This window comes from Hydrogenophaga sp. Root209, assembly GCF_001428625.1.
Taxonomy (GTDB): Bacteria; Pseudomonadota; Gammaproteobacteria; order Burkholderiales; family Burkholderiaceae_C; genus Hydrogenophaga.
Genome location: NZ_LMIE01000033.1, coordinates 226,587 through 249,623 on the forward strand (window position 1 = coordinate 226,587; position 23,037 = coordinate 249,623).

Sequence of the window (23,037 nt, forward strand, 5' to 3'; positions counted from 1 at the left end):
TCAAGCGTCGTTGAAATGCCGGCGTTCGCCATCATCAGCCATTCCCTTACATCCCCTATCGCGACGGTTCAGACTGAACTTGAACAGTCAAATTCACTGGCTGACTGGCGGCGGGCGACTGGCGACTTTAAGCAGCCCGAGAGGCCCAATTCGCAAACAGCCGCGGTGCAGCGGTTGTTGCCGGTGGCGGCCAGCGGACGATTTACCGCTGACTGCCACTAAGCTGACTTTCGTCCCGGCGACCGCAAGCAACGCGCGGGTGTCAAGATTGCTGCCCTGGCCGGCAATCACGGGCGGTATCGCGTACTCACAGACGGCGTCCAGTACGGAAGTTCCGAATCGCCCGGATCGTCGAGCACGATGGCAACGCTTTGCTCGGCCCGCGTCACTGCGACGTAGAAGCTAGACGCTGTTAGTGGTTCCATGCCGCCACCGCTTCGGATGAAATCGGTGATCGGGGATGTCGGAGCGATCAGCACACGCGCAAAGTTAGCTCCCTTGGCCACCTTAAAGTTCATGAAGTCTAGGTTCAGGCTTTTGGCGGAAGCGGCTGAGTGGCGGAGGCTCTGCGGGCTGTATGCCGACACATAGGCCGCCACGTGCTCGCTGCGGATCAGGAACACGCCGTCATGGCCCGTCACCGTCTCGTTCTTCGAAACGGTACCCGGGAAGCCCCACGACGGTTCGAAGAGCCGGTCCGAGAACGCCGCGATCTGAGGATGGCATCGCCAGGTGATGGTGCTTTCACTGATCGCGACGACGCCCTTTTTCTCGCGGGTTCTGAACCAGTTGATAGCATCCGCGTAGGCGTACTTCTTGTTCTTGGAACTGCGCCCATTTGTCGCGAGAACGGCCTGGCGGATGTCGCCAACCATCCACATTTCGATGCTGGAACTCAGCAGCGCATCAAGGATGTCCCAGTCGTAGGCGCTCAAGTCCTGCACCTCGTCGATCAGGATCTCGTCGTAGATGCCCTCCAACCTGCGGATGAGCGCGCCCTTGCTGGCAGTGATCAGTTCGAAAGCAAGGCGACCGAGCTCTGACCGGTAGACGGCACCTTCCTTGTCGAGGAAACGCGCCTTTCCCTTGGCCATGCGGTACGGTATGCCTTCGAAGTTGAAGCCCCGGACTTTCTCGCCTGGGAACATGAAGGGGAGGAAGGGCTTGGCGAAATGCCGCAGGAGGAACGTGAACCAGCCGAGCACCTCGATGTTCAGGTGGTCGCCGGCGTGCCGCGCTAGGCGGTCCTGTAGTTCCTGTTGATTCTTCTGGGTGTAAGTCACCGCAAGGACTCGCCGCGCCGCCGGCAGGCCTGCACAGTGCTCGACGATGCCCTGGGTCTTGCGTGACCCAGCTACCGCCAGCGTGACCCGCTTAGCCATGTATGAACTTTGCAGCCTGCAGCATGTAGGCAGGCGCCGTGACCGCCTCAGAGGAGCTCGCAATACGCAGCGCGGCTTCCGTTTTCTCACGGGTCATCCAGGTTTCGAGGTTCGCCGCGTCGGTAATTCCTAGGATGGTGCGCAACTGCACCTCGCCGCAATGATGGATGAGCTGCGGCTCCAACGTGTGGCCATGGGCGACTTCACCGATGAACACCTCCCGCTGGCCGGCGACTAGCCACTGCGCTAACGGCTTTCGGAGCTCGGCCGGGTCGATGCCGTCGTTGTCACGCGTCGCCGCAACCTTCTTACCCAGTCGATGGCACAGTTCTAGGCCACGAGCTAGCGACAGCCCCCTCATGCTCACGACGTCGATGCCGCACGCCATTGGACGCTTGCCAAACAGGTCGGAGAAAACCCGCTCGAAGATGATCTCGTCCGACGGACCTTCGACCAAGACAATCTTGTCGGCCAGCACCAGTCGGAGCGTGTCGAAGCCCGGCAGCTTCTTGAAATAGCCCACGGTCCCGGTGCTCAACTCATCAAGTTTGACGGGGCTGGTTGATCCGAGGAACTGTAGGGCTTGAATACCGAGTCGGTTGAGCACGCTTGAACTATGAGTCGTAATGAAGAGCTGCTGGTCATCGCTGGCCAGGCTTCCCATCCTGTCCAGCAGCGTCGCCAGGCTCGTGTGGCTCAGATGGTTTTCAGGCTCTTCAATGGTGACGTACTTGGCATGACCCGCATGCCGGTTCATGGCAAGCGCGATCTTGATCGCTGACTGTTGCCCTTGCCCGGACATTGTGAATGGGACGCCGGCCACATGAGGAGCCACCGACTCCTCCCAAGAGGTCCGCGCCGTCTGATCCATCGCAAGCGCGATGGGCTGGGCATGCAGTGCGGCGTGAAGCTGCCCAATGCGCTGATTGACCGTCTTAAAGGCCGAGTCCGACAGCGCCGCCTTGGCCTGACGGTATTGAAGGGAGATGCTGGCCCGCTCCTGCGGTTCGAGCTGGCTGCCCAGGATCTGCCGCAGGTGATAGTCAACGCCGCCAGAGCTGCGCACGGTGCGCGCGTCGATCACTGCAGTCGTTAGCGCCCGCGGCCTCATGGTCAATCGCACATCCGCGAAGGTCGACCATTCGACGCAGTAGTACTCGACTGGAAGAAGCGGCGTTGGCGCAGTCGCCCATGCCTGGAGTTCAGCCAGATAGTCGGGATTTGGAAAGCAGCGGATCCGCACTCCCGGACATGCCTCCGTGGGCAAGTTGGAATTGTGGGCCCCGCAGAGCTCCTGCAGCTCCGGGACATTGTCCAGGAAGATCTCGATGTCAATCTCTGGCAGTCGCATCAGTTCACCGGCCGCTCGCTTGACGATGAAGTCGGCAACATCGTCCCCGTTGAACCAGTAGGGATTGAGTTCCTCGGTGGCGCTTCGCCCATTTACTCGCCCGGTAAGGGCTAGCACGATGGCCTCTATGAGCGTGGACTTCCCAGATTCATTGCCTCCGACTATGAGGTTCAGTTTTGGATTTGGGTAGATCGTCAAATCGCGATGGATGCGATAGCCGCGAATTCGAATTTTCTTGATCACGGAGCCTCCCTGCACTCAAACGTGGTGCGTCCTGGGATTGTGCTGCACGTCATCCGTCAGCGTTAAGCTTGGCAGGGAACTTGAACGCTACGGCAAGAACAAGACGGGCGTTTGCGCAACCTTGCTGCAGCTGTACGCTTCCGAGGTTCGCCAAAGCGAGTGAAGCATGCAACAAAGCTTCGTCTTTGAAATCAGCGCTGAAGCGTCACGAGGACCTACCCGACCCCATTGAACGCATCCGCCGTTGACAGGCGGCGCCCCAGCTGACTGCGACGACATCGAAGTCCTTGGCCGCGATGAAAATCGCCTCGTCCAGAATTGAGCATGACCAAACTTGCCGTCGAATTCGAAGTCTCCGACAAAGAGCTCTTTCTCATCTACCGCCCACGCGATGACACCAGTTGGGTTCGCGATAGGTTCGAACGCGACGAAGATCTGCTGGTAAAAGGCACGTTCCACCTCACGTCCAAGGACCTTGTGGAGGACGCAGCCGAAGAAGCGGCCAATGCTGCCGGGGATGAGGAGAGCGTCCTGTGGATTGACGACGATAGATTGGTGTTCTCCATCGCGGCGGCAGAAGGCGAGTACTTCCGATTCAAGCCCCAGGTCCTTGGTTTTGAGACGCCGGTCTTGCTCCATCGGGACGCGCGGCCCAACTGGAAATGGTTCAGCGCCGAACGCAAGGTGTCCATCCTCAGCATCGTCCAAAGCCTCGGCCTTGAGCGCATCGTTATCGGCGGCTCGGATCCGGACGCAATCCCGATCCCCGAATACGAGCGGTTGCTGGACCAGCTCCCGACGCCATACGAGCTGCGTCGCTATGTCCAGGCGCGTGTCGGCACTGTGGTTCGTCAGTACACCGCGCCGGCAATCGACGCCGAAGCGCTTCTAAATGCTTATGTCGACAGGCGCACCACGGCAACCGCGCCAAACCTAGAAGCCCCCTTTCGCCAGTTCGACGTTGTCAAATACGCCTTCGCTCTGGAGCGGCTGCAGGCCATGCTGGCCAACGAGACCGGGACTTCCGAGGCGCAGTGGCAGTTGGAGATCGTGGAGATCATCCTGCTGCTGAACCCCAGGTACATCAAGGCTTTCACCGAGGTCAGGCTTTGGGACGCCGACGCCTCCACCTGGCGGCGCATCGACATACTCTTGGTCGATGCATCCGGCAACGTCGACGTCATCGAGATCAAGAAGCCGATGGGCAAGCCCATCATGCTGCCGGTGCGCTATCGCGACCACCACCTACCGATGCGCGACTTGGTCGGTGCGATGGGTCAAGTCACTCATTACCTGAGGCATCTGAGCCGTTGGGGGCCGGCTGGAGAGGACTACTTGACCCAGCTGTTGAGCACCGACCTGCCAGCGGGCTTCAAGATCCGGATCATCAACCCCTCGGGCATTGTGATCATGGGGCGCAGCAACACGCTGTCCGATGCGCAGCGGCGCGAGTTCGAAGTTCTACGTCGCGATTCCAAAGGCATCGTCGACATAGTCACCTACGATGACCTACTGGCGCGGGTTCAAGCGGTGCTCGATCAGTTGCGCAACGGACCGGCTCTCAGGGTGTCACCAGCGTCTCCGACGGCCGGATAGTCCGCCTTCGACACGACGCGCACGCGCCAATGGGTGTTACACGAGCATTCACGCTGGTCCTCGCCGACCCGTATGACCGGCGTCGAGGTCAGCAGTCGCTGGCAGAGCTTGGCACGACCGACTACAACCAGTCTTGAACAGGTATTGAGGACCGAGGCCTGATTTGCAGCGATAGATACCCGCAAAGAAATCGCTGTGTCCCATCGGTCTAGGCTCCATTGCTGCCATGCGGGCGCAAGCTTTCAATCGTGTCGAGCGGCAGGTTTTGGAGGCGTTGCTGACCTTAGAGTTGAGGTTGAGGCGACAGCGGTCTGAGACTCGTCAACATTTACATCACGGTCTCGGAGATTTTCGAACGTGCTCTACCTCGCCCTTGACCAGCTCGAAGAGCTGTTCCGGATCGGTAGAAGACAGCGGCTTCCCGTTGACGAAGAAGGTCGGTGTGGCTCGAACCCCGATAGCCTTCAGATCCGAAACGTCCTGCGCCAGCAACGTATCCACCGCACCAGAGGCGATATGCTTCCTTGCTTGGTCTACGTCGAGTCCGGCAGACTGTGCAAGGGCCCATGCGCGATCAGCGGCTTTCGCACCCTGGCCGGTCCACGCCCGTTGCCCAACCAGCAAGGCTTCGAGCATGGGTTCGAACTTTCCCTGCGCGCGTGCCGCTTCAAGAATCTTCACCGCCTCCACAGACGCTTCCCGGTGAAATGGCGTGTACCGAATCACCAGGCGCGTCTCACGCGGAAACGCAGCAAGGATCTGCTTGACTCGGGGATGAAAAGCTTTGCAGGCTTCGCATGCAGGGTCGAAGAACTCGACGATGGTAACTGGCGCGTTCACGGGACCTATGACTGGCGAGTGTGGTCGCACCATCGCACCGGCTTGCTCTGAAGCCTGCAACGCGGCAGCCTGCAGGGTATGGCGCTGATAGAGAAAGACAGCGGCTGCAAACACCGCAAGGGCGATCAGCGCCGATAAAAAAACGATGTGGCGTCGGGTCATGTGGAATCCTCGAAGCGATGGGAGTTCTTGGAGACAAACGGCGGTAGCCCAAGTTCCCATCCCCTGCACCAGATGGCAACTTTGCTGTCGATGGGCGAGATGAATAGTGCCTGCTGCGTTGAAAGCCGTCAGACCTTCGATCTGCCCGGTCCGCAAGGGTTTTCAGGGCCAGCAGCGTCAATCTCCATCGCGAATACACCCGCCAGTTTGAGCGAGTACCTCACAAAGAGCTTGACACTGTAGTTGGTACAGGGTGTGAAATCCTGGCCTCTAGCAAAGATCTATGGCCAACCAACACCAACACGAAAAAGCGCCGATGCCAACCGCGCAACACGACAACGGAGCGTGTTGCGGGACTGATCATGTCGCAGTAGCCCGATCGGACCCCACCGACAGCGCCTCTTGTTGCGCGCCTGCGGCTCACGCTCATCCTGATTCTGGGAGCGTTGAATCGGCAGCGCCGAACACCTTTCGCATTTCGACGATGGACTGCACGGTCGAAGAGTCGGAAATTCGCAGCGCAGTGGAGCCCATCCCTGGAATTCGCGGTCTGCACTTCCGCCTTCCTCAACGGACACTGCGTATCGACGGGACCGATGAAGCGGTCACCGCCGCGTTGATCGCCATCCGCCGAGCGGGCTTCGCGCCCGAAGCCGTGACGGCTTCAGCGGGCCCTGAGGCCACGGACCATGGTTCGCACGACCACGCATCGGGCACTGGCACCAGCTACGCACGGTTCGCTGCTGCACTTATGTTTGCCATGGTTGCAGAAGGCATCTCCTTCTTCGCCCCCGAAACCATGGCCTGGAAAGCGGTGGGCATGGCGGTCGCTACCCTCGCCATCGGGTTGGCAGGTCTGGAAACCTATGCCAAAGGCCTGATCGCACTTCGACACGGCAAGCTCAACATCAATGCCCTCATGTCGGTTGCCGTCACGGGCGCATTCGTCATTGGCCAGTGGCCTGAAGCAGCCATGGTGATGGCCCTTTATGCCATCGCGGAGCTCATCGAGCAACGCGCGGTCGATCGTGCACGCAACGCCATCAAGGGCCTGGTTGATCTCGCGCCCGATGATGCCGAAATCCAGCAGCCTGACGGGAGCTGGCGCCGCATCAAGGCGACCGAGGTGGCGCTTGACTCCGTTGCACGGGTCAAACCAGGCGAGCGGGTCGCGTTTGACGGCATCGTCACCAAAGGCAACAGCAGCATCAACCAAGCCCCTGTCACGGGCGAGAGCATTCCTGTAGACAAAGAGCCAGGCAGTTCGGTCTTCGCAGGCACGATCAATGAAAACGGTGAACTCGAATTCCGCGTGACTGCGGCGTCGAGCAACTCCACCCTGGCCCGCATCATCCACGCGGTGGAGGAAGCGCAAGGCACCCGGGCGCCTACCCAGCGTTTCGTGGATCGCTTCGCGGCCATTTACACGCCTGCCGTCTTTGTCATGGCCTTGGGCGTCGCTGTGGTACCGCCGTTGCTGCTCGACTGGGCTTGGCTGACAGCGATATACAAGGCGCTCGTGCTGCTGGTGATTGCATGTCCTTGCGCGTTGGTGATTTCGACTCCTGTCACCGTGGTGAGCGGCCTCGCAGCCGCGGCGCGCCGAGGCATTCTCATCAAGGGAGGCACCTACCTGGAAGATGCCCGCCACATCAAGGCCGTGGCGGTGGACAAGACTGGAACCCTGACCGAAGGCAAGCCGAAACTGGTGGCGTCCAGGGCGTGGGGGCAAGCTGAAGAAGCCCGGGTGCAGCGTTGGGCCAAGAGCCTCGCCGCTCGCTCCGACCACCCCGTGTCCAAGGCCATTGCGGCGGGTATCGATGGCGCGGCAGAGGATGTTGATCGATTCGCAGCATTGCTAGGGCGCGGCGTCGAGGGCATGGTCGACGGCAAGGCCATGGTTCTGGGCAACCACCGCCTCATCCGGGAACGCAACCAGTCCGATGCCCAACTGGATGCCGAGTTGATCGCCCATGAAACGCAAGGTCGTACTGTCACCCTTCTGGCGGACGACACTGGAGTCTTGGGCTTGTTCGCCGTGGCCGACACGATCAAGCTCACCTCCGTGGCGGCGGTTGCGCATCTGAAGCAACTGGGTGTCACCCCAGTCATGCTCACAGGCGACAACACGGCGACCGCGCAAGCAGTGGCCCAGGAGGCGAACATTGCCGATGCCCGTGGCGGTCTCCTGCCCGAGGACAAGCTGACTGCCATCCAGGACATGCGCAAGCGCTACGGCCCCACTGCTATGGCGGGCGACGGGATCAACGACGCGCCGGCGCTGGCGCAGGCGGACATCGGCTTCGCGATGGGTGGAGCGGGCACGGACACGGCCATGGAGGCAGCCGACATCGTCATCATGAACGACAACCTGGGCCGGATCGCCGAAACCATCGAGCTGAGCCGCAGGACGCACGCGATTCTGTGGCAGAACATCAGCCTCGCTCTGGCCATCAAGGCAGTGTTCTTCGTGCTGGCCGTGGCAGGCAGTGCAACGATGTGGATGGCGGTTTTCGCGGACATGGGAGCGAGTCTGCTCGTGGTCGCAAACGGCTTGCGTCTTCTTCGCCGCGTCAAAACGGGCCAAGTCGAACCTGCGGCACCCAGTACAGCGCTGAACCATCGCTGAACATGCTTGCACCACAAAACGTCTGGCGCCGTGTGTGTCACAGCGAGTTCACATACGAATTTCTAGACACGCCAGTGAAGCACACGACGTCCCGACCCGAGGTTTGTGCATGAACGCGGCTCTGACTTTGAGCCAAGTGGCCTGTGTCCGTGGCGGGCGCACCCTGTTCAGCGGCCTGAACCTGCAGTTGCCCGCCGGTCAGCTGTTGCGGGTGGCGGGTGCCAACGGCGCCGGCAAGACCAGCCTGTTGCGCTTGATGTGTGGCTTGCTCACTCCCACCGAGGGTCGGGTGCTGTGGCGTGGGCAGCCACTCGCAGCGCAGCGCGAACAGTGGGGCCGCGATCTGGTGTACCTGGGCCACGCCGCCGCGCTCAAGGACGATCTGTCACCGCTGGACAACCTGCTCACCGCCTGCACCCTCGGGGGACAGACCGCCCAACGGGCAGGCGCTCTGCAGGCCCTGTCCGATGCCGGCCTGCGCGGCTTCGAGCGCACGCCCGCGCGCCGCCTCTCGCAAGGCCAGCGCCGCCGCTGCGGACTGGCGCGCCTGGTGCTGGCGCGCTCGTCGGCGCTGTGGGTGCTGGACGAACCTTTCAATGCGCTGGACACCGCCGCCACCGCCTGGCTCGAAGGCCTGATCCGCGCGCAACTGCTGCGCGGCGGCTCGGTGGTGCTCACCAGCCACCAGGGCGTGGCGCTCGACGACACGCCGCACCAGGTGCTCAGCCTGTGAACACCCACGTGGCGACCCATGCACCCGACTCCGCCGCGCCGCAAGGCTGGCTGGAAGGCTTTCGCTGCGTCTTCCAGCGCGACCTGCGCATCGCCCTGCGCCGGCGCACCGACTCGCTGGCCGCCGTGGTGTTTTTCGTGATGGTGGTGAGCCTGTTTCCGCTGGGTGTTGGGCCCGAACCAGCGCTGCTGCGCACCATGGCGCCGGGCGTGGTGTGGGTGGCAGCACTCCTGGCCTGCACGCTGCCACTGGCGCGCCTGTTTGCCGATGATTTGCAGGATGGAACTCTGGAGCAACTGCTGCTGTCCACCCACCCGTTGCCCATGCTCGTGCTCGGCAAGATCGCGGCGCACTGGTGCGGCTCGGTGCTGCTGCTGGTGCTGGTGTCACCGCTGCTGGCGTTGCAGTTCGATCTTTCGGGCTCGGCCACCGGCGTGCTGCTGCTTACGCTGCTGATCGGCTCGCCGGTGCTCAGCCTGGTGGGTGCGATCGGTGCGGCGCTCACGTTGGGCCTGCGCGGCGGCGGGGTGCTGATGTCGCTGCTCACGCTGCCGCTGGTGATCCCGGTGCTGATCTTTGGCGCAGGCGCGGTGGAGGCGCACACCGCCGGGCTGGGTGTGGGCGGGCATTTTTCGCTGCTCGGTGCCTTGCTGCTGCTGAGCCTGTTTGCCGCGCCGCTGGTGACCAGCGCCGCCTTGCGCATCTCGATGGAGTGAGCCCATGAGTTCAATCAACTGGTTCCATTACGCGGCACCCCAGCGCTTCTACCCGCTGGCGGGCAAGCTGGTGCCGTGGTTCGGCGCGCTGGCCGTGGTGCTCACCGCCGTGGGCCTCTACCTCGGCCTCTGGGTGGCGCCGACCGACGCGCAGCAGGGCGAGGCCTACCGCATCATCTTTGTGCACGTGCCCACGGCCTGGATGTCGATGGTGGTGTACCTCGCCATGGCCACCTGGGCCGCCATCGGCCTGGTGTTCAACTCGCGCCTCTCGTCCATGATGGCCACGGCGCTGGCGCCCACCGGCGCGCTCATGACCTTTCTTGCGCTGTGGACCGGCGCGCTCTGGGGCAAGCCCACCTGGGGCACCTGGTGGGTGTGGGACGCGCGGCTCACCTCCGAACTGGTGCTGCTGTTTCTCTACATCGGCTTCATGGCACTGCACAGCGCCATCGACGACACGCGCCGTGCCGACCGCGCCGCCGGCCTGCTGGCCATCGTGGGCGTGGTCAACCTGCCCATCATCTATTTCTCGGTGCAGTGGTGGAACACGCTGCACCAGGGCGCATCGGTCAGCATCACCAAGGCGCCGAGCATGGCCACGCCCATGCTCATGGGCATGCTCGTGATGGCGCTGGCCTGCTGGATGTATTGCATCGCCGTGGCGCTGGCACGGGTACGTTTGATCATGCTGGAGCGCGAACGCCACACCGTGTGGGCGCGACAGGCATTGGGGGCCGCATGAACTGGATCAGCTTCGGCGATTTTCTGGAGATGGGCGGCTACGGCCTGTACGTGTGGGGGTCGCTGGGCATGTGTGCGGCGGTGGTGGTGGCCGAGCTGATGGTCATCCGGTTTCGCCGACGTTTGCTGGCACAGGAAGCGGGTGATGAGCGCGCTACCGAGGAGCACACCGCATGAGCAACCGCATGAAACCCCGCAACCGCCGCCTGGTGGCCCTTGCCGTGGGCCTGGCCACATTGGCTGCGGCCACCGCGCTGGTGCTCAACGCCTTCAACAGCAACCTCGTGTTCTTCTTCAGCCCCACGCAGGTGATGGCCAACGAAGCACCGCGCGAACGCGCGTTTCGCGTCGGTGGCCTGGTGGAGCAGGGCAGCGTGGTACGTGAACCCCAGGGCCTGACCATCCGCTTCATGGTGACCGACACGGCCAAAAGCATCCCGGTCACCTACACCGGCCTGCTGCCCGACCTGTTCCAGGAAGGCAAGGGCGTGGTGGCGCAGGGCAAGCTGGGCACGGACGGTGTGTTTCGCGCCGATCAGGTGCTGGCCAAGCACGACGAGAACTACATGGCACCCGAAGCGGCCGAAGCCCTGAACAAGGCGCGCGACGCGAAAGCCATGCCCGGTCAGACGACGCTGGTGATGCCAGCAGGAGCCCAACCATGATTCCCGAACTCGGTCATTTCGCCGCCGTACTAGCGTTGGTCATGGCGCTGGTGCAGAGCGTGTTTCCGCTGGTGGGTGCGCACCAGGGGCGCCGTCAATGGATGGCGCTCGCCCGGCCCGCCGCGTTTGCGCAGTTCGTGCTGCTGCTGGTGTCCTTCGGCTGCCTCATGCATGCCTTTGTCACCAGCGACTTCTCGGTGCTGCTGGCCGCCGAAAACTCGCACACCAGCTCGCCGCTGATCTACCGCATCACCGCGGTGTGGGGCAACCACGAAGGCTCGATCCTGCTGTGGAGCCTGATCCTGGCCGGCTGGACGCTGGCCGTGGCCGTGTTCTCCGACCAGCTCGACGAGCCCATGCGCGCCCGCGTGCTCGGTGTCATGGGCCTCATCAGCGTGGGCTTCCTGATGTTCACCCTGCTCACCTCCAATCCGTTCGAGCGGCTGTACCCGGTGCCGCTGGACGGCCGCGACCTCAACCCCCTGCTGCAAGACCTGGGCATGGCCATCCACCCGCCCATGCTCTACATGGGTTACGTGGGCTTTGTGGTCGCCTTTGCGTTTGCCGTGTCTGCGCTGCTGGCCGGCCGGGTGGACGCGGCCTGGGCGCACTGGTCGCGCCCCTGGACCACCATGGCCTGGTGCTTCCTCACCGTGGGCATTGCACTGGGCAGCTTCTGGGCTTACTACGAACTCGGCTGGGGTGGCTGGTGGTTCTGGGATCCGGTGGAAAACGCGTCCTTCATGCCCTGGCTGGTGGGCACGGCGCTGATCCATTCGCTCTCGGTTACCGAGAAACGCGGCGGCTTCAAGCTCTGGACGGCGCTGCTGGCGATCCTCGCGTTCTCGCTGTCGCTGCTGGGCACATTCATCGTGCGCTCGGGCGTGCTGAGCTCGGTACACGCGTTCGCCACCGACCCGGCGCGCGGCCTGTTCATCCTGGTGTTCTTCACCATCGTGGTGGGCGGCTCGCTCACGCTGTTTGCCTGGCGCGGACCGAAGGTGGGCGGCGGCGGCGCGTTTGAAATGCTTTCGCGCGAGAGCCTGCTGCTGGCCAACAACGTGCTGCTGGTGGTGGCCGCGGCCGCGGTGCTGCTGGGCACGCTGTACCCGCTGGTGATCGACGCACTCGGCATGGGCAAGCTGTCGGTCGGCCCGCCGTATTTCAACGCGGTGTTCGTGCCGCTCATCGCGCCCGCCCTGTTCCTCATGGGCGTGGGGCCGCTGGCGCGCTGGCGCCATGCGTCGGCAGGAGATCTTGCGCATCAGCTGCGCTGGGCTGCCGGCGTGAGCGTGGCCAGCGCGGTGATCGCACCGCTGGTGCTGCAGCGCTGGACCCCGCTCACCGGCCTGGGCCTGCTGCTCGCGGTGTGGGTCGCGAGCACGTCGGTGCTCAATCTGGTGCAACGCTTGCGCGCGCACCCTGCCTCTGCATGGGTCGCGTTTCGCGCCCAGCCGGGCAGCTACTTCGGCATGCTGCTGGCGCACTTCGGCGTGGCGGTGTTCATCGCCGGCGTCACGGTGGTCAGCAGCTTCCAGACCGAGAACGACGTGCGCATGGAGGTGGGCCAGACCGCCGAGGTGGGCGGCCACAGCATCCGGCTCGACAAGATGGAGATGGTGCAGGGACCCAACTACACCTCGGCCCGCGCCACGCTCACCGTGAGCCAGGACGGCGAGCTGGTCGCGGTGCTGAACCCCGAGCGTCGCATCTACACCGTGAGCCGCACGGCGATGACCGAGGTGGCCATCGACCGCGGCGTGATGCGCGATGTGTACGTGGCACTGGGCGAGCCGGTGAGCGAAACCGCCTGGAGCGTGCGCCTGCACCACAAGCCCATGGTCAACTGGATCTGGGGCGGTTGCTTGTTGATGGCGCTGGGCGGACTGATGGCCGTGATGGATCGGCGCTACCGCGTTCGCAAGGCCGCTGCCGTGGCACCCGCGCCGGTGGCGGGTGGTGCGGGGGCTGCGCGCCCGGTGATGACGGCGCGGAGCGCGCGTCCATGAAGCGTTACCTGTGGCCGCTGGCCATCTTTGTGGTGATGCTGGGTTTTCTGGGCATGGGCCTGCAGCTCAACCCGCGCGATGTGCCGTCTCCCTTGATCAACAAACCCGTGCCGGCCTTCCGCCTCCCCACACTCGCCGCGCCCGACACACTGGTGGCCCCCGAAGACCTGCGAGGTCAGGTGTGGCTGCTCAACGTGTGGGCCTCGTGGTGCGTGGCCTGCCAGCAAGAACACCCGGTGCTCATGGACCTGGCGAAAACCAGCGCCGTGCCCTTGATCGGTTTGAACTACAAGGACCAACGCCACCTGGCGCTGGCCTGGCTCGGCAAACACGGCAACCCGTACAAGACCACGCTGTTCGACGCTGACGGCCGCGTCGGTCTGGACTTCGGTGTCTATGGTGTGCCCGAGACCTATGTGATCGACAAACAGGGTGTGATCCGCCTCAAATTCACCGGGCCGGTCACGCCCGAGGTGGTGCGCGACAAGCTGCTGCCGCTGATGAACCAACTCGGTACCTGAGCCCATGCGTGTTGTGCTGCTGACCATGATGCTGTGCTGGGCCCTGGGGCCGGGCGGCGTGGCCGCGCAGGCACCCACCGAATCGAAGGCCGCGCCGCTGTCGGCCGACCCGGCGCTCGAAGCGCGTGTGCTCAAGATCGCCGAAGAGCTGCGCTGCTTGGTGTGCCAGAACGAAACCATTGCCGCCTCGCAGGCCGATCTGGCCAAAGACTTGCGCCAGCAGATCCGCGAGCAGCTCACGCAGGGCCGCACCCAGCCGCAGATTCTCGAATTCATGTCGCAGCGCTATGGCGATTTCGTGCTCTACCGACCGCCGCTGCAACTCAGCACCGTGTTGCTGTGGAGTGGGCCGTTTGTGCTGCTGTTGCTGGGCGCCATCGTGTTGGTGATGCACATCCGCCGGCGCGATCCGTTGGTTGAGCCCGCGCCGCTGACCCCGGCAGAACTGCAGCGCGCCCAGCGCCTGCTCGACGATGCCGGAGACCCTACATGACCCTGTTCATCGCACTCGCGCTGGCTCTGACCGTTCTGGCGCTGTGGCCGCTGATGTCGGCGCTGAGGCGTCCGTCCGCCACGCCGGAGCGCCAGCGCGCATCACCCACCAACCTGGCCCTGCTGCGCGAGCAGCGCACCCAGCTGGACGCCGAACTGGCCGCCGGCCTGCTCTCGCCCGACGAGCACACGCAGGCGCAGACCGAACTGGCCCGCCGGGTGCTGCAGGAGTCGGCCTCGGCCGAGCGCAGCGCAGCAGCGTCGCCGCGCAGCGCGGCCTCGTTCGCGTTGTTGCTCGTCGTGCCCGCGTTGGCCGTGGGCCTGTACGCATGGCTGGGTGAACCCGATGCGGTGCGCTATGAGGCCGAGCTGGCCAAGGCACAAGGCGAGGTGTCGAACGAGGAGCTGGACGCCATGGTGCGCCAGATGACCCAGCAACTAGAGAGCAAGCCACCCGGCCAGGCGGTGGACGCGCCCGCCTGGGAAATGCTGGCACGCGCGCACGCCAGCCGCCAGCGGTTTGCCGACGCCGACAAGGCCTACCAGCGCGCGCTCGAACTCACCCCCGACAACCCCAACCTGCTGGCCGACCGGGCCGATCTGCTGTCGCTCTTGCAAGGCCAGAGCGCCGCGGGCGAAGCCATGCGTCTGGTCAACCGGGCCCTGGAGATCGACCCTGGTCACCCCAAGGCGCTGGCGCTGGCTGGTAGCTCGGCCTATGGCCGCAAGGACTTTGTGGCAGCACAAGCGTTCTGGGAGCGCGCCCGCGAGCGGGCCGCGCCGGGCAGTCCGTTTGCCCAGGGGCTGGAGAGCAGCCTGGAAGCTGCGCGCGCGGGCATCGCGTCTCAGCCCGGCGGTGCCGCGCGCCTGGCCGCAGCACCGGCCGATCCGCCACGGGCCGCCACCAACCACCCCGGTGTGCGCGGGCAGATCACCATCGCACCCGAACTGCAAGCGAAGCTGGCGCCGGGTGACACCTTGTTCGTGTTCGCGCGACCGGTGGAAGGCCCGCGCATGCCGCTGGCCGTGATGCGGGTGGCGGCGACCGCTGGCCCCTTGCCATTTGCGCTTGACGACAGCCAGGCCATGGCGCCGGAGCTTCGCATCTCCATGCACGAGCAGGTGGTGGTGGAGGCGCGCATCAGCCGCACTGGGCAGGCCATGCCCCAAAGCGGCGACCTGCAAGGCAGCAGCGGCCCGGTGCCGAGCAACAGCGCGCAACTGCAGATCAAGATCGACAGAGTCGTGCCCTGAAACGGCGCGGGTCAGGCGCGCGCGTCGAAGCGCTCAACGATGAGCCGCACCATGGTGTCGGGCTGCCACCCCGAACCGCAGGACTTCGTGCCGATGCTTTGAGACCGGATTGGCTGTCACTGGCCCTCGTGGGTACGGCGACTGGCAACGAGCCAACACTTCACAAGCCGCAGGTGCACGCGTTACGTCCCCTTCTTGTCACCTCAATTTTTGAATCAAGCGAACGTACGCCAGCTCACTCAAGAGTTCCACCAGTGTCTGCGTGACGATGACGGCCGGCAGAATGGGTATTGCTCCTGGCACCGAGAGCGCAAGTGGCAGGACGACCAGTGAGTTGCGGGTGCCGGAACTGAAGGCGACGGCACGTCCGGCCGTCGCCTTCAGTCCAAACACGCGCCCCATCAACCAGCCAAGCAGGGGCGCTAGGACAGCAAATGCTATGTAGATCGGCACCACGCGCAAGGCGGAGCCCGCTGCCGGGCCAAGCTGCGGCACCATCGCTGCGACCACGATGAAGAGCACCATGGCTGTTGCTGGGACTGGTAGCAGGCCCAGAAAAGCCGAAGCACGGGCTCCTTGCTCGCTCCTGGCAGCCCACAGTTGGGTCAATGCCGCAAGCACCAATGGCACCGCGATCAACCACAGGAATGCATGTATGAAAGGTCCCGCCTTGAACAACCGGGCCGCATCTTCGCCTAGGAACAGACCCAGGTATCCAGGCAACAGAATCATCTGAGTGATGAGCAAGGCAGGTGTCGCCGCCAGCAGCAGGCGCGCGTCCGCGCGGCCGAGGTGGGCGAACGTGACCACATAGTCAATGCACGGCGTGAGCAGGACCAACAGCACACCCAACCTGAGCATGGGATCAGCTGGCAGTAACTGGATCAACCCAGCGACCAGCAGTGGAATGACCACGAAGTTGGCGACCAGCAGCGCAGAAAGAAACCGCACCTGACCAAACGCGTGCCTGAGTTCCGCGACCGGGACCTGCAGGAACGTGACGTACAGCATCAGCGCAAGGGCTGGATTGATGGCTCCTTCAAGCACTGCGGTGCTTCGAATGGCTAGGGCCACAACCGTGGCGATCACAACCGCCACAAAGTAGATCGAAATCTGATGCCGTTCCAGCGCATCTCTTGTGTTTTGCATAGTCTGTGGTTCTCGGGTCAGGCAAAGCAATGTGCCGCTGCCGAGTGGGAGCCTGCGCGGCAGGCCGTAGTATCGCAATGAGACCATAGGTCCACCGTCGGAGCAGTGGTTGCGCGTTCGATGGCGCCTTGCTCCGCCTTCAGGTCAAAGGTCAGAAGGGGCAGCACTGGCGCTCCAGTTCCACAATGCTTCTGAGTTCGCCGGTGGATGCGGGTACGAACCAAGGTAAGGTTTGTGGCGGCTCCGTTTGCACGAAGAACCGATCAGCCGACTTTGCCATCAAAGAACAACAACCAGCGCCCGTTCTCTTTGGTCCAATACTGGCGCTTCGACGTCCAACGCGTTTCACCGGCTGGAACTTCAGAGTAGTTGACTACCGTGACCTCAGCGCCGCGCGTCCAGCGGAAGATCGACACATCTTCGAGATCGATCTGCAGTCTCTGTGGCACTGCAAGACGGGCCGGGGCCTGAATTTTTCCTGCTCTCTCCAGTGGTTCATCACCTGTCTCTAAGGCCGTGGAATACATGGTCTGAAGCAGCGCCTGGTTGCCCTGGGATCGGGCCTCTGCCCACTTGGAGAGCAAATCACGGAACTCTCTTTTGTCGACAGAGAGGGTGTCGGGCTTGACCCATTTCACCTCGTCGGCAATGACCACTGGCGTGCGGCGCGGCTCCAGCAAACGCATCAGATAGGCCATGTCTTCATTGGCCAAAGCCACACATCCTTCGGTGGCATACGGGCTGCGGGCGTAGGACTCCCGGGGAACGCCATGCAGCCAGATGCCACTCCCCGTTCGACCCAATCGGCGATCGTGTACGTTCGGATAGTTCAGCGGCAGAGCGCCAATCCCGTACAGCTCTTCGAGCTGTTTGTCATCCAGTCGGCTGGTGATGTGATAGACGCCCAGTGGCGTGCGCAAGTCACCTTCCTCTTGTTTGTCGAAACCTGCTCGTCCAATGGATGCATAAAAGCTGCGGATCGGCTGCAGTCCGGTGGGCTGATGCTCGAAGACATAGACCCGTGAGTGGCTGGCATCAACGACCACGACATGACGAACGTTGCGAGAGAGCTCCAATACCTGTTCAGGTACTGTGCCGGGCGGTGGCATTTCTCTGAGTGACCTGAGACGCCTGTTGGCTTCGTCGCGCAACTTCTGCAGCTGCTCGCGAGCCGCAGGCGACCCATCGGGCACCGCTGCAAAGCCTGTCAAATATCCACTGCGCGTAAGCAACAGGTCTCCGTAAACAAGCTGCCCCAACTGAAATCGAGGAACATCGCGCACGAGCGATGCAGCCAGAGGCAAGGCATTCCGGTCTCCCGATGCGATGGCCCGGTAGATTTCGATCAGGCGCGCTTCTGGAGACGAACGCGGTGAGCCTGCAAGCGCAGCTCCAGCCGCCGTCCCAGCACCATTGGTCACCGCGCCCTTTGTGAGCTGGGCGCGGGCCTGTCCGGACTGCAATACAAGCGGCGCACCTGTCAACGCGGCTCTGACGAGCAGCGCTCGCCGAGTTGTGAGCGATCCGGAAGTCACGGGCTGGAGAGCAGCGTGTTGATGTCCGCTGCAATCGTGGCGGCGTCGGTGCCATACGCGGAGAAGAGACGCACCCGGCCTTCGTTGTCGAACACATACTTGCCCGCCGAATGATCCATCGTGTAGGAGGTCGGTGTGGGTCCGTCGACTTTGCGGTAGTAGATCTTGAAACTGTCTGCCACCGCCTTGAGTTCAGCTGGGTCGGGGCGCAGAGCCAGGAAGGTCGGATCGAAGTTGGTCATGTACTCCTTGAGCAGGGGCAACGTATCTCGCTCAGGGTCCACCGTGATGAAGAGGACCTGCAACTGGTTGCCTCGATCACCCATGAGACGCTTGACCTCGGCCAAGGTGGTCATGGACGTAGGACACACATCCGGGCACTGCGTGAAGCCGAAAAACACCACCACCGCCTTGCCGCGGAAATCTGCCAGGGTCCTCACCTGGCCGGTGTGGTCGGTCAGTTTCAGGTCTTGTGCAAAAGCGGCTCCGGTGATATCCGTGCTCTTGAACGTGGGTGTCTCAGGCGAGCAACCAGCAAGCATGCCGCCCGCGGCGAGCCACAAGGCACCCAGCGCCAGAGCCTTGCGTCGGTTGAAGGGAAGAGTCGGTGTCATGGACTTCATTTCTTCGCCTTGGCAACCTCTTCCGCCACCAGAGCGGCCAACTGCTCAGGTCCAAAACTCGGCAGGCTTCGACCATTCACAAAGAAGGTGGGCGTCTTGGTGACTTGCAGCGCCGTCAGGTCTTCAATGTCCTGTTGCAACAAAGACTGCATGCCGGGCTTCTCGATGTCCTGGCGCGCCTTGACGAGGTCCAGTCCGGCCTGCTCCGCCACCTTGAATGCCGTCTCGATGTTGGGCTGACCATGATCGGCCCAGGAAGGTTGCGCGGCAAGCACGGCCTCCAGCACCGTCTGGTACTTGCCCTGGGATTTGGCGGACTCCAGCAGCTTGACTACCTGGTCTGAGCCCTGGTGGAAAGGTGCATATCGGATCACCAGTCGCACGTCGGTCGGGTACTGAGCCATCAGGTTCTTGACGATGGGATAAAACGCGCGGCAAGTCTCGCAAGCGGGGTCAAAGAACTCCACGATGGTGACAGGTGCACCTTGTGGGCCAAAGACCGGCGAGTGCATGCGCACGAGACGGGTCTGCTCGGCCTTTACCTGTACTTCCTGCGCGGTCTGCACGCGTTTTTGATAAGCGTTCATGCCCAGATAGAAGAACAGGGCAACGACGGCCACCAGGCCGATGACGGTGAATCTTTTGGCGTTCATGAACGGGTCTTTCTCAGGTATACAAAAAGCAGGATGACGATGGCAATGAAGGCCGCGAGCGACATCCAGGGAATCTGGATGCCGCCCAAAATTTCCAAACTCTGTTCGCTGCATGAGGGGCCGGTGCCGCAGGGCACCCACCACTTCGGCACCCACCCGGCGATCAGTGCGGAGTGGTAACCGGCCATGGCTGCTCCCCCCAACGCCAGCGGCAGCGCATAGACGGCACCCCGTCTGTCTTCGGCGAAGGCGGCCATGCCCAGGATGATCGCCAACGGGAACATGAAGATGCGTTGGTACCAGCACAGCAGGCAAGGCGTCATTCCCATGACTTCGCCAATGAACAACGCACCGAGTGTGGACACCAGGGCAAAGACCCAGGCGGCCATGATCCAGAACCAGCCACGCTTCATGAAGGCAGCTCCTCGGGCGTCCTGCGGGGCGATTGGCGCGGCGGCGATTTCAGTGATGCGAAGCACCACACAAGCATGGAGCACACGATGAAGATATCGGCCAGATTGAAAGCTGGCCAGTGGATGCTGCGCCAGTGAAAGTCAAGGAAGTCCACCACGGCACCGATCTGGACGCGGTCCACGAGGTTGCCGCCTCCCCCGCCCACCACAAAAGCGCCCACCCACCGATCCAGCGGCTCGGCCTGCCGGGCCATGCACACCACAGAGACCACCCCCACTACCAGCGCTGTCACGCCGATGAAGAACCAGCGTTGCCAGCCACCCGCATCGGCCAGCAACGAGAAGGCCGCGCCGGTGTTGAGCACATGCACAAAGTTGAACCACTCGGTCACCTTGATGGCTTCACCGAGTTCGAGGGTGGTTGAGAAATACGATTTACTGATTTGATCAAGAAACAAAAGCACCGCGACGGCAGCAAGCCACGTCCATCGAGGGTTTCGCTGGGTCCAGCGAGCATTCATGAGAGAGTCCTTCCAAAACGATCCGAGAAGGGTCACCGTTAGAGGGGGTGACCACTTGAAGCCAGTGGATCGGGGAAGAGGTGCCTGTCAGCGCATCAGGCAGAAGCAGTCAACCCCGAACGCGGGGCGAACCATTGGGGCCGGTAGGGTCGCTCGTGCCAAGGCGGCAGGATGAGTTCAACGAGGTGTTCGCCACGCTCGACGCCAGCAGGGTCTGCCATGGTCTCGGCCGTAGCCATCACTGCGGCGGTGCAATTGGCATGGCAGGTCCCGCAGTCAAGATCAAAGTCCAGAATGGCCGAAGCAACGCCTTCCGCACCCTGAACCACCGATAGATGGGTTGGCTGGTGGTGCTGGGTTTGGGGTTGTTGGGCAAGTGCAACGTGGCTGCAACAGTCAGCCGCCGCAGCGGCAGAGAACTGCAGCGGCAGCAGCGTGAGCATCAATAGAACCAGAAAGAGGCGCATCTCTGGATTTTAAGGCCGCGGGATAGACCAGATGGAGCGTGGCAATTCACGGCGCAGGCCTTTCAACCTCCGCGACATGCCGAGCAAGCAGGCGCCACCGACGCTGTCGGTGCCGGTAGAACGCTTGTGCAAACAACCAAACGGGGAGCGTGAACACGCCTGCATTGATGGTCACCGTATCCATGTATCGGGTTTGACCAGCCTCCAATGAGATCGAGATGGTGTGATCCCAGACGTTGACGAGGGCGCTGAACCCGTTGTCGCGGAGAAGGAATCCGTCCTCGGACGGTGGGAAAGAGATCACGATGGCCTGTCGGCCGAAAGGCAACAACCCCAGGATTCGCACCCCCACCCAATACGTGCCTTCAGCCCATGCATCGGGCCAGGTGCTCGGCGTGATCGGCGTGAAGTGAACCAAGGGATAGGCAACGAACTTCAGCATCCGCGTTGTCTTGGCGTGGGTAATCGCTTTTTCAACAGAACAATCAAGATACGTAGAAATTTGGAGCTGCATGTTTTGGCTTGCTTTGTTGTTTTTGCCAGTCTTCAACGCAGCGGCCTGGCCGCTTGCGCTATCAACTCGGCCAGCTCCTGGCGCACCGGGATAGGCTCAAAAGCGCTCACCGTCGATCGTCCCGGGTTGCCCAAGGGCAAGCTTCCGCTCAAATGGCCCAAGGGCACCAAAGCCAGCCTGAGCACCTGGCCTGCAGCCTCTGGCCAGTCGCGCGTGCGCCACGCCAAACCCAACATGAGTGCGTGCGTCCGCACATGCGGTTTGAAGTGGAGCTGCCCCACCACATGCGCGGCCTCAAGGTACAGCCACGCACGTTCTGTGGAGCCAGCCAGTTCGGCTCCTTGGACGAGTCGAGCGAAAGTGGCCTTGTCGAACTGGCGGCCTGCCAGCGTGTCAGTGGACGTAGTCATGATGGCCTCCTTTAATATTGCCCTTTCCAATCTCACCCCGAGCCTGTCGCAGCACTGTCCAGCCACCGTGCAGAGCCAGTGCAGCCATCAGGCTTGCGACCGCCAGGTCGGGCCAGGCAGAGCCGGTACCGAACACGCCCAGGGCGGCCATGAAGACAGCCACGTTGCCAATGGCATCATTGCGTGAGCACAGCCACACGCTGCGCATGTTTGCATCGCCCTCGCGGAATGCATACAGCATCCATGCTACAGAGACGTTGGCCACCAACGCCATGAGGGCGACCACACCCATGGTCAAGGCCTGTGGCACCTCGCCATGCCACACCGACCACACGGTAGCACCCAGCACGTACATGCCAAAGCCGATCATGCTGACGGCCTTCAGGATGGCCGCGCGGGCACGCCAGGCCAGCGCCGAGGCCAGCACCGCAAGTGAGACGGCATAGTTCAAGGCATCTCCGGCGAAGTCCACCGCATCGGCCAGCAGCGATAGTGAACCGGCTTGCACACCCGCGCCTATCTCCACCAGGAACATGGTGGCATTGACGATGAGCGCAATCCAGAGGATCTTGCGGTAGCGTGGCAGGTCCACGATGGCTTCTGCCTGGGGAGCGTGATGGTCGCAATGGGCGGACATGGTTTTTCCTTTCAATGTATCCATTGGAAACCCTGGAGCCACTACAATGTCAACAACTTGTTGAACGAAGGCTTTCACGATGCAGATCAAGGAACTGGCCAGAGCCACGGGTGTGGATGTGGAGACGATCCGCTACTACGAAAAACAGGGGTTGCTGCCCGCACCAGCAAGGCGGGACAACGGCTACCGCGAATACGAAGTGGCACACTTGGAGCGTCTTTCGTTCATCCGCCACTGCCGCGCTCTTGACATGCCGTTGGCCGATGTCAATCGATTGCTTGGTTTTGTGGATGAGCCCGATGCCCACTTCGGAGAGGTGGACCTGCTCGTGGACGATCAACTGGCTCGCGTGAGGGCGCGTCTCAAGAGCATGCGGGCGCTGGAGAAGCAGTTATTACAACTGCGAGCGCGTTGCTCTGGCACACATGAAGGGCGCTGCGGAATTTTGGACGAGCTGGTGTCGGCAGCTCACGGCGAGGCTTGCGCTTGCCATGCAGTGCCAAGCCACGTCAATGATCGGTAAGAACTTAAAGCCGGTCATTGCCTTCTGAATCCTGAGCGGCTGCATTGGGCAGGACGCCTGGGGCCCATACTGCTTCTGCTAGCGTCCACAACCAGTCTAAGCACTGGCCGGACAGATGATGCAGGCGAATGGCTGTTGATGTCCGCATGTTGTCGGTCGCGGCTCAAGGCCAACCAGCAGCAGTACTCGCTGCACTTCGGTTGTTCACGATCAGGACCCCTCGAGCTGCTTGGGACCGGAACTTGAAAGTCAGCA

General features: G+C 62.7%; 25 protein-coding genes. 12 read left to right on the forward strand and 13 right to left on the reverse strand.

Annotated elements, in window-relative coordinates; translation table 11 throughout:
* Positions 1–287 precede the first annotated feature (287 nt).
* Together ASE11_RS23955 and ASE11_RS23960 are read right to left on the reverse strand one after the other, a co-directional pair.
* Entirely contained in the window at positions 288–1,382 is a 1,095-nt protein-coding gene (locus tag ASE11_RS23955) for a UvrD-helicase domain-containing protein (RefSeq protein WP_056277932.1), read from the reverse strand.
* On the reverse strand, positions 1,375–2,976 hold the full coding sequence (locus ASE11_RS23960; protein ID WP_056277935.1) for an ATP-dependent nuclease: 1,602 nt from the start codon (positions 2,974–2,976) through the stop codon (positions 1,375–1,377). Before ASE11_RS23960 ends, ASE11_RS23955 begins: the two co-directional genes overlap by 8 nt.
* A 324-nt stretch (positions 2,977–3,300) precedes the next feature.
* Between ASE11_RS23960 and ASE11_RS23965 the strand changes: the two genes are divergently transcribed.
* A complete protein-coding gene (locus ASE11_RS23965; RefSeq protein ID WP_056277936.1) occupies positions 3,301–4,572 on the forward strand; it encodes a Shedu immune nuclease family protein in 1,272 nt (423 codons plus the stop codon).
* A gap of 333 nt (positions 4,573–4,905) precedes the next feature.
* On the opposite strand, the gene ASE11_RS23970 is transcribed toward ASE11_RS23965, so the two are convergent.
* Entirely contained in the window at positions 4,906–5,574 is a 669-nt protein-coding gene (locus ASE11_RS23970; RefSeq protein ID WP_056277939.1) for a DsbA family protein, read from the reverse strand.
* A 283-nt stretch (positions 5,575–5,857) separates the two neighbouring features.
* On the opposite strand from ASE11_RS23970, the gene ASE11_RS23975 reads away from it, so the two are divergent.
* From ASE11_RS23975 to ccmI, 10 genes are all read left to right on the forward strand, one after another.
* Positions 5,858–8,203, forward strand: a complete 2,346-nt coding sequence (locus ASE11_RS23975; protein WP_414842482.1) for a heavy metal translocating P-type ATPase — start codon at positions 5,858–5,860, stop codon at positions 8,201–8,203.
* A gap of 109 nt (positions 8,204–8,312) precedes the next feature.
* Entirely contained in the window at positions 8,313–8,936 is a 624-nt protein-coding gene (ccmA, locus tag ASE11_RS23980) for a cytochrome c biogenesis heme-transporting ATPase CcmA (RefSeq protein ID WP_056277945.1), read from the forward strand.
* 50 nt (positions 8,937–8,986) lie between these two features.
* The gene (ccmB, locus tag ASE11_RS23985) at positions 8,987–9,652 is read left to right on the forward strand and encodes a heme exporter protein CcmB (protein WP_056278124.1); all 666 of its coding nucleotides are present in this window, start codon (positions 8,987–8,989) and stop codon (positions 9,650–9,652) included.
* A 4-nt stretch (positions 9,653–9,656) separates the two neighbouring features.
* Entirely contained in the window at positions 9,657–10,397 is a 741-nt protein-coding gene (ccmC, locus tag ASE11_RS23990; RefSeq protein WP_056277949.1) for a heme ABC transporter permease CcmC, read from the forward strand.
* Complete coding sequence (gene ccmD, locus ASE11_RS23995) at positions 10,394–10,573, forward strand: heme exporter protein CcmD (protein ID WP_056277953.1); 180 nt, start codon at positions 10,394–10,396, stop codon at positions 10,571–10,573. The genes ccmC and ccmD overlap by 4 nt, the downstream gene beginning before the upstream one ends.
* A gap of 8 nt (positions 10,574–10,581) precedes the next feature.
* On the forward strand, positions 10,582–11,061 hold the full coding sequence (gene ccmE / locus ASE11_RS24000) for a cytochrome c maturation protein CcmE (protein ID WP_056278127.1): 480 nt from the start codon (positions 10,582–10,584) through the stop codon (positions 11,059–11,061).
* Positions 11,058–13,070: a heme lyase CcmF/NrfE family subunit gene (locus ASE11_RS24005; RefSeq protein ID WP_056277956.1), complete on the forward strand. Its 2,013-nt coding sequence runs from the start codon at positions 11,058–11,060 to the stop codon at positions 13,068–13,070. The genes ccmE and ASE11_RS24005 overlap by 4 nt, the downstream gene beginning before the upstream one ends.
* Positions 13,067–13,591: a DsbE family thiol:disulfide interchange protein gene (locus tag ASE11_RS24010; protein WP_056277959.1), complete on the forward strand. Its 525-nt coding sequence runs from the start codon at positions 13,067–13,069 to the stop codon at positions 13,589–13,591. The genes ASE11_RS24005 and ASE11_RS24010 overlap by 4 nt, the downstream gene beginning before the upstream one ends.
* A gap of 4 nt (positions 13,592–13,595) precedes the next feature.
* Positions 13,596–14,084, forward strand: a complete 489-nt coding sequence (locus tag ASE11_RS24015) for a cytochrome c-type biogenesis protein CcmH (RefSeq protein ID WP_082585997.1) — start codon at positions 13,596–13,598, stop codon at positions 14,082–14,084.
* Entirely contained in the window at positions 14,081–15,337 is a 1,257-nt protein-coding gene (gene ccmI / locus ASE11_RS24020) for a c-type cytochrome biogenesis protein CcmI (RefSeq protein ID WP_056277962.1), read from the forward strand. The genes ASE11_RS24015 and ccmI overlap by 4 nt, the downstream gene beginning before the upstream one ends.
* 198 nt (positions 15,338–15,535) lie before the next feature.
* Here ccmI and ASE11_RS24025 read toward each other — a convergent pair whose 3' ends face one another.
* The 10 genes from ASE11_RS24025 to ASE11_RS24075 all read right to left on the reverse strand — a co-directional run bounded on the left by ASE11_RS24025 (position 15,536) and on the right by ASE11_RS24075 (position 22,259).
* On the reverse strand, positions 15,536–16,486 hold the full coding sequence (locus ASE11_RS24025; protein WP_056277966.1) for an arsenic resistance protein: 951 nt from the start codon (positions 16,484–16,486) through the stop codon (positions 15,536–15,538).
* Between the two features lie 263 nt (positions 16,487–16,749).
* Positions 16,750–17,949 (reverse strand): L,D-transpeptidase family protein, encoded by a 1,200-nt coding sequence (locus tag ASE11_RS25620; RefSeq protein ID WP_156406477.1) that lies wholly within the window; start codon positions 17,947–17,949, stop codon positions 16,750–16,752.
* 68 nt (positions 17,950–18,017) lie between these two features.
* Entirely contained in the window at positions 18,018–18,644 is a 627-nt protein-coding gene (locus ASE11_RS24040; RefSeq protein ID WP_056277974.1) for an SCO family protein, read from the reverse strand.
* Positions 18,641–19,297 (reverse strand): DsbA family protein, encoded by a 657-nt coding sequence (locus tag ASE11_RS24045; protein ID WP_056277977.1) that lies wholly within the window; start codon positions 19,295–19,297, stop codon positions 18,641–18,643. The genes ASE11_RS24040 and ASE11_RS24045 overlap by 4 nt, the downstream gene beginning before the upstream one ends.
* A complete protein-coding gene (locus ASE11_RS24050; protein ID WP_056277980.1) occupies positions 19,294–19,710 on the reverse strand; it encodes a disulfide bond formation protein B in 417 nt (138 codons plus the stop codon). The genes ASE11_RS24045 and ASE11_RS24050 overlap by 4 nt, the downstream gene beginning before the upstream one ends.
* Complete coding sequence (lspA, locus tag ASE11_RS24055) at positions 19,707–20,168, reverse strand: signal peptidase II (RefSeq protein WP_235501446.1); 462 nt, start codon at positions 20,166–20,168, stop codon at positions 19,707–19,709. The genes ASE11_RS24050 and lspA overlap by 4 nt, the downstream gene beginning before the upstream one ends.
* A 158-nt stretch (positions 20,169–20,326) precedes the next feature.
* Positions 20,327–20,698 carry a hypothetical protein gene (locus ASE11_RS24060; protein WP_056277986.1) on the reverse strand — a complete coding sequence of 124 codons (372 nt, stop codon included), beginning with the start codon at positions 20,696–20,698 and terminating at the stop codon, positions 20,327–20,329.
* Between the two features lie 46 nt (positions 20,699–20,744).
* Positions 20,745–21,212, reverse strand: a complete 468-nt coding sequence (locus ASE11_RS24065; RefSeq protein ID WP_056277989.1) for a hypothetical protein — start codon at positions 21,210–21,212, stop codon at positions 20,745–20,747.
* Between the two features lie 32 nt (positions 21,213–21,244).
* The gene (locus ASE11_RS24070) at positions 21,245–21,622 is read right to left on the reverse strand and encodes a DUF3703 domain-containing protein (protein WP_056277991.1); all 378 of its coding nucleotides are present in this window, start codon (positions 21,620–21,622) and stop codon (positions 21,245–21,247) included.
* Positions 21,606–22,259, reverse strand: coding sequence for a cation transporter (locus ASE11_RS24075; RefSeq protein ID WP_056277994.1), 654 nt, complete (start codon positions 22,257–22,259; stop codon positions 21,606–21,608). Before ASE11_RS24075 ends, ASE11_RS24070 begins: the two co-directional genes overlap by 17 nt.
* A 79-nt stretch (positions 22,260–22,338) precedes the next feature.
* Between ASE11_RS24075 and ASE11_RS24080 the strand changes: the two genes are divergently transcribed.
* Entirely contained in the window at positions 22,339–22,782 is a 444-nt protein-coding gene (locus ASE11_RS24080) for a Cd(II)/Pb(II)-responsive transcriptional regulator (RefSeq protein ID WP_056277997.1), read from the forward strand.
* Positions 22,783–23,037: the final 255 nt, after the last annotated feature.

What these genes read in the sequence shown, in the direction of transcription:
- ASE11_RS23955 (WP_056277932.1), bottom strand. Translation starts at nt 1,382, where the DNA reads ATGGCTAAGCGGGTCACGCTGGCGGTAGCTGGGTCACGCAAGACCCAG.
- ASE11_RS23965 (WP_056277936.1), top strand. Translation starts at nt 3,301, where the DNA reads ATGACCAAACTTGCCGTCGAATTCGAAGTCTCCGACAAAGAGCTCTTT.
- ASE11_RS23970 (WP_056277939.1), bottom strand. Translation starts at nt 5,574, where the DNA reads ATGACCCGACGCCACATCGTTTTTTTATCGGCGCTGATCGCCCTTGCG.
- ASE11_RS23975 (WP_414842482.1), top strand. Translation starts at nt 5,858, where the DNA reads ATGGCCAACCAACACCAACACGAAAAAGCGCCGATGCCAACCGCGCAA.
- ccmA (WP_056277945.1), top strand. Translation starts at nt 8,313, where the DNA reads ATGAACGCGGCTCTGACTTTGAGCCAAGTGGCCTGTGTCCGTGGCGGG.
- ccmC (WP_056277949.1), top strand. Translation starts at nt 9,657, where the DNA reads ATGAGTTCAATCAACTGGTTCCATTACGCGGCACCCCAGCGCTTCTAC.
- ccmD (WP_056277953.1), top strand. Translation starts at nt 10,394, where the DNA reads ATGAACTGGATCAGCTTCGGCGATTTTCTGGAGATGGGCGGCTACGGC.
- ccmE (WP_056278127.1), top strand. Translation starts at nt 10,582, where the DNA reads ATGAAACCCCGCAACCGCCGCCTGGTGGCCCTTGCCGTGGGCCTGGCC.
- ASE11_RS24005 (WP_056277956.1), top strand. Translation starts at nt 11,058, where the DNA reads ATGATTCCCGAACTCGGTCATTTCGCCGCCGTACTAGCGTTGGTCATG.
- ASE11_RS24010 (WP_056277959.1), top strand. Translation starts at nt 13,067, where the DNA reads ATGAAGCGTTACCTGTGGCCGCTGGCCATCTTTGTGGTGATGCTGGGT.
- ASE11_RS24015 (WP_082585997.1), top strand. Translation starts at nt 13,596, where the DNA reads ATGCGTGTTGTGCTGCTGACCATGATGCTGTGCTGGGCCCTGGGGCCG.
- ccmI (WP_056277962.1), top strand. Translation starts at nt 14,081, where the DNA reads ATGACCCTGTTCATCGCACTCGCGCTGGCTCTGACCGTTCTGGCGCTG.
- ASE11_RS24025 (WP_056277966.1), bottom strand. Translation starts at nt 16,486, where the DNA reads ATGCAAAACACAAGAGATGCGCTGGAACGGCATCAGATTTCGATCTAC.
- ASE11_RS24040 (WP_056277974.1), bottom strand. Translation starts at nt 18,644, where the DNA reads ATGAAGTCCATGACACCGACTCTTCCCTTCAACCGACGCAAGGCTCTG.
- ASE11_RS24045 (WP_056277977.1), bottom strand. Translation starts at nt 19,297, where the DNA reads ATGAACGCCAAAAGATTCACCGTCATCGGCCTGGTGGCCGTCGTTGCC.
- ASE11_RS24050 (WP_056277980.1), bottom strand. Translation starts at nt 19,710, where the DNA reads ATGAAGCGTGGCTGGTTCTGGATCATGGCCGCCTGGGTCTTTGCCCTG.
- ASE11_RS24060 (WP_056277986.1), bottom strand. Translation starts at nt 20,698, where the DNA reads ATGCGCCTCTTTCTGGTTCTATTGATGCTCACGCTGCTGCCGCTGCAG.
- ASE11_RS24065 (WP_056277989.1), bottom strand. Translation starts at nt 21,212, where the DNA reads ATGCAGCTCCAAATTTCTACGTATCTTGATTGTTCTGTTGAAAAAGCG.
- ASE11_RS24070 (WP_056277991.1), bottom strand. Translation starts at nt 21,622, where the DNA reads ATGACTACGTCCACTGACACGCTGGCAGGCCGCCAGTTCGACAAGGCC.
- ASE11_RS24075 (WP_056277994.1), bottom strand. Translation starts at nt 22,259, where the DNA reads ATGTCCGCCCATTGCGACCATCACGCTCCCCAGGCAGAAGCCATCGTG.
- ASE11_RS24080 (WP_056277997.1), top strand. Translation starts at nt 22,339, where the DNA reads ATGCAGATCAAGGAACTGGCCAGAGCCACGGGTGTGGATGTGGAGACG.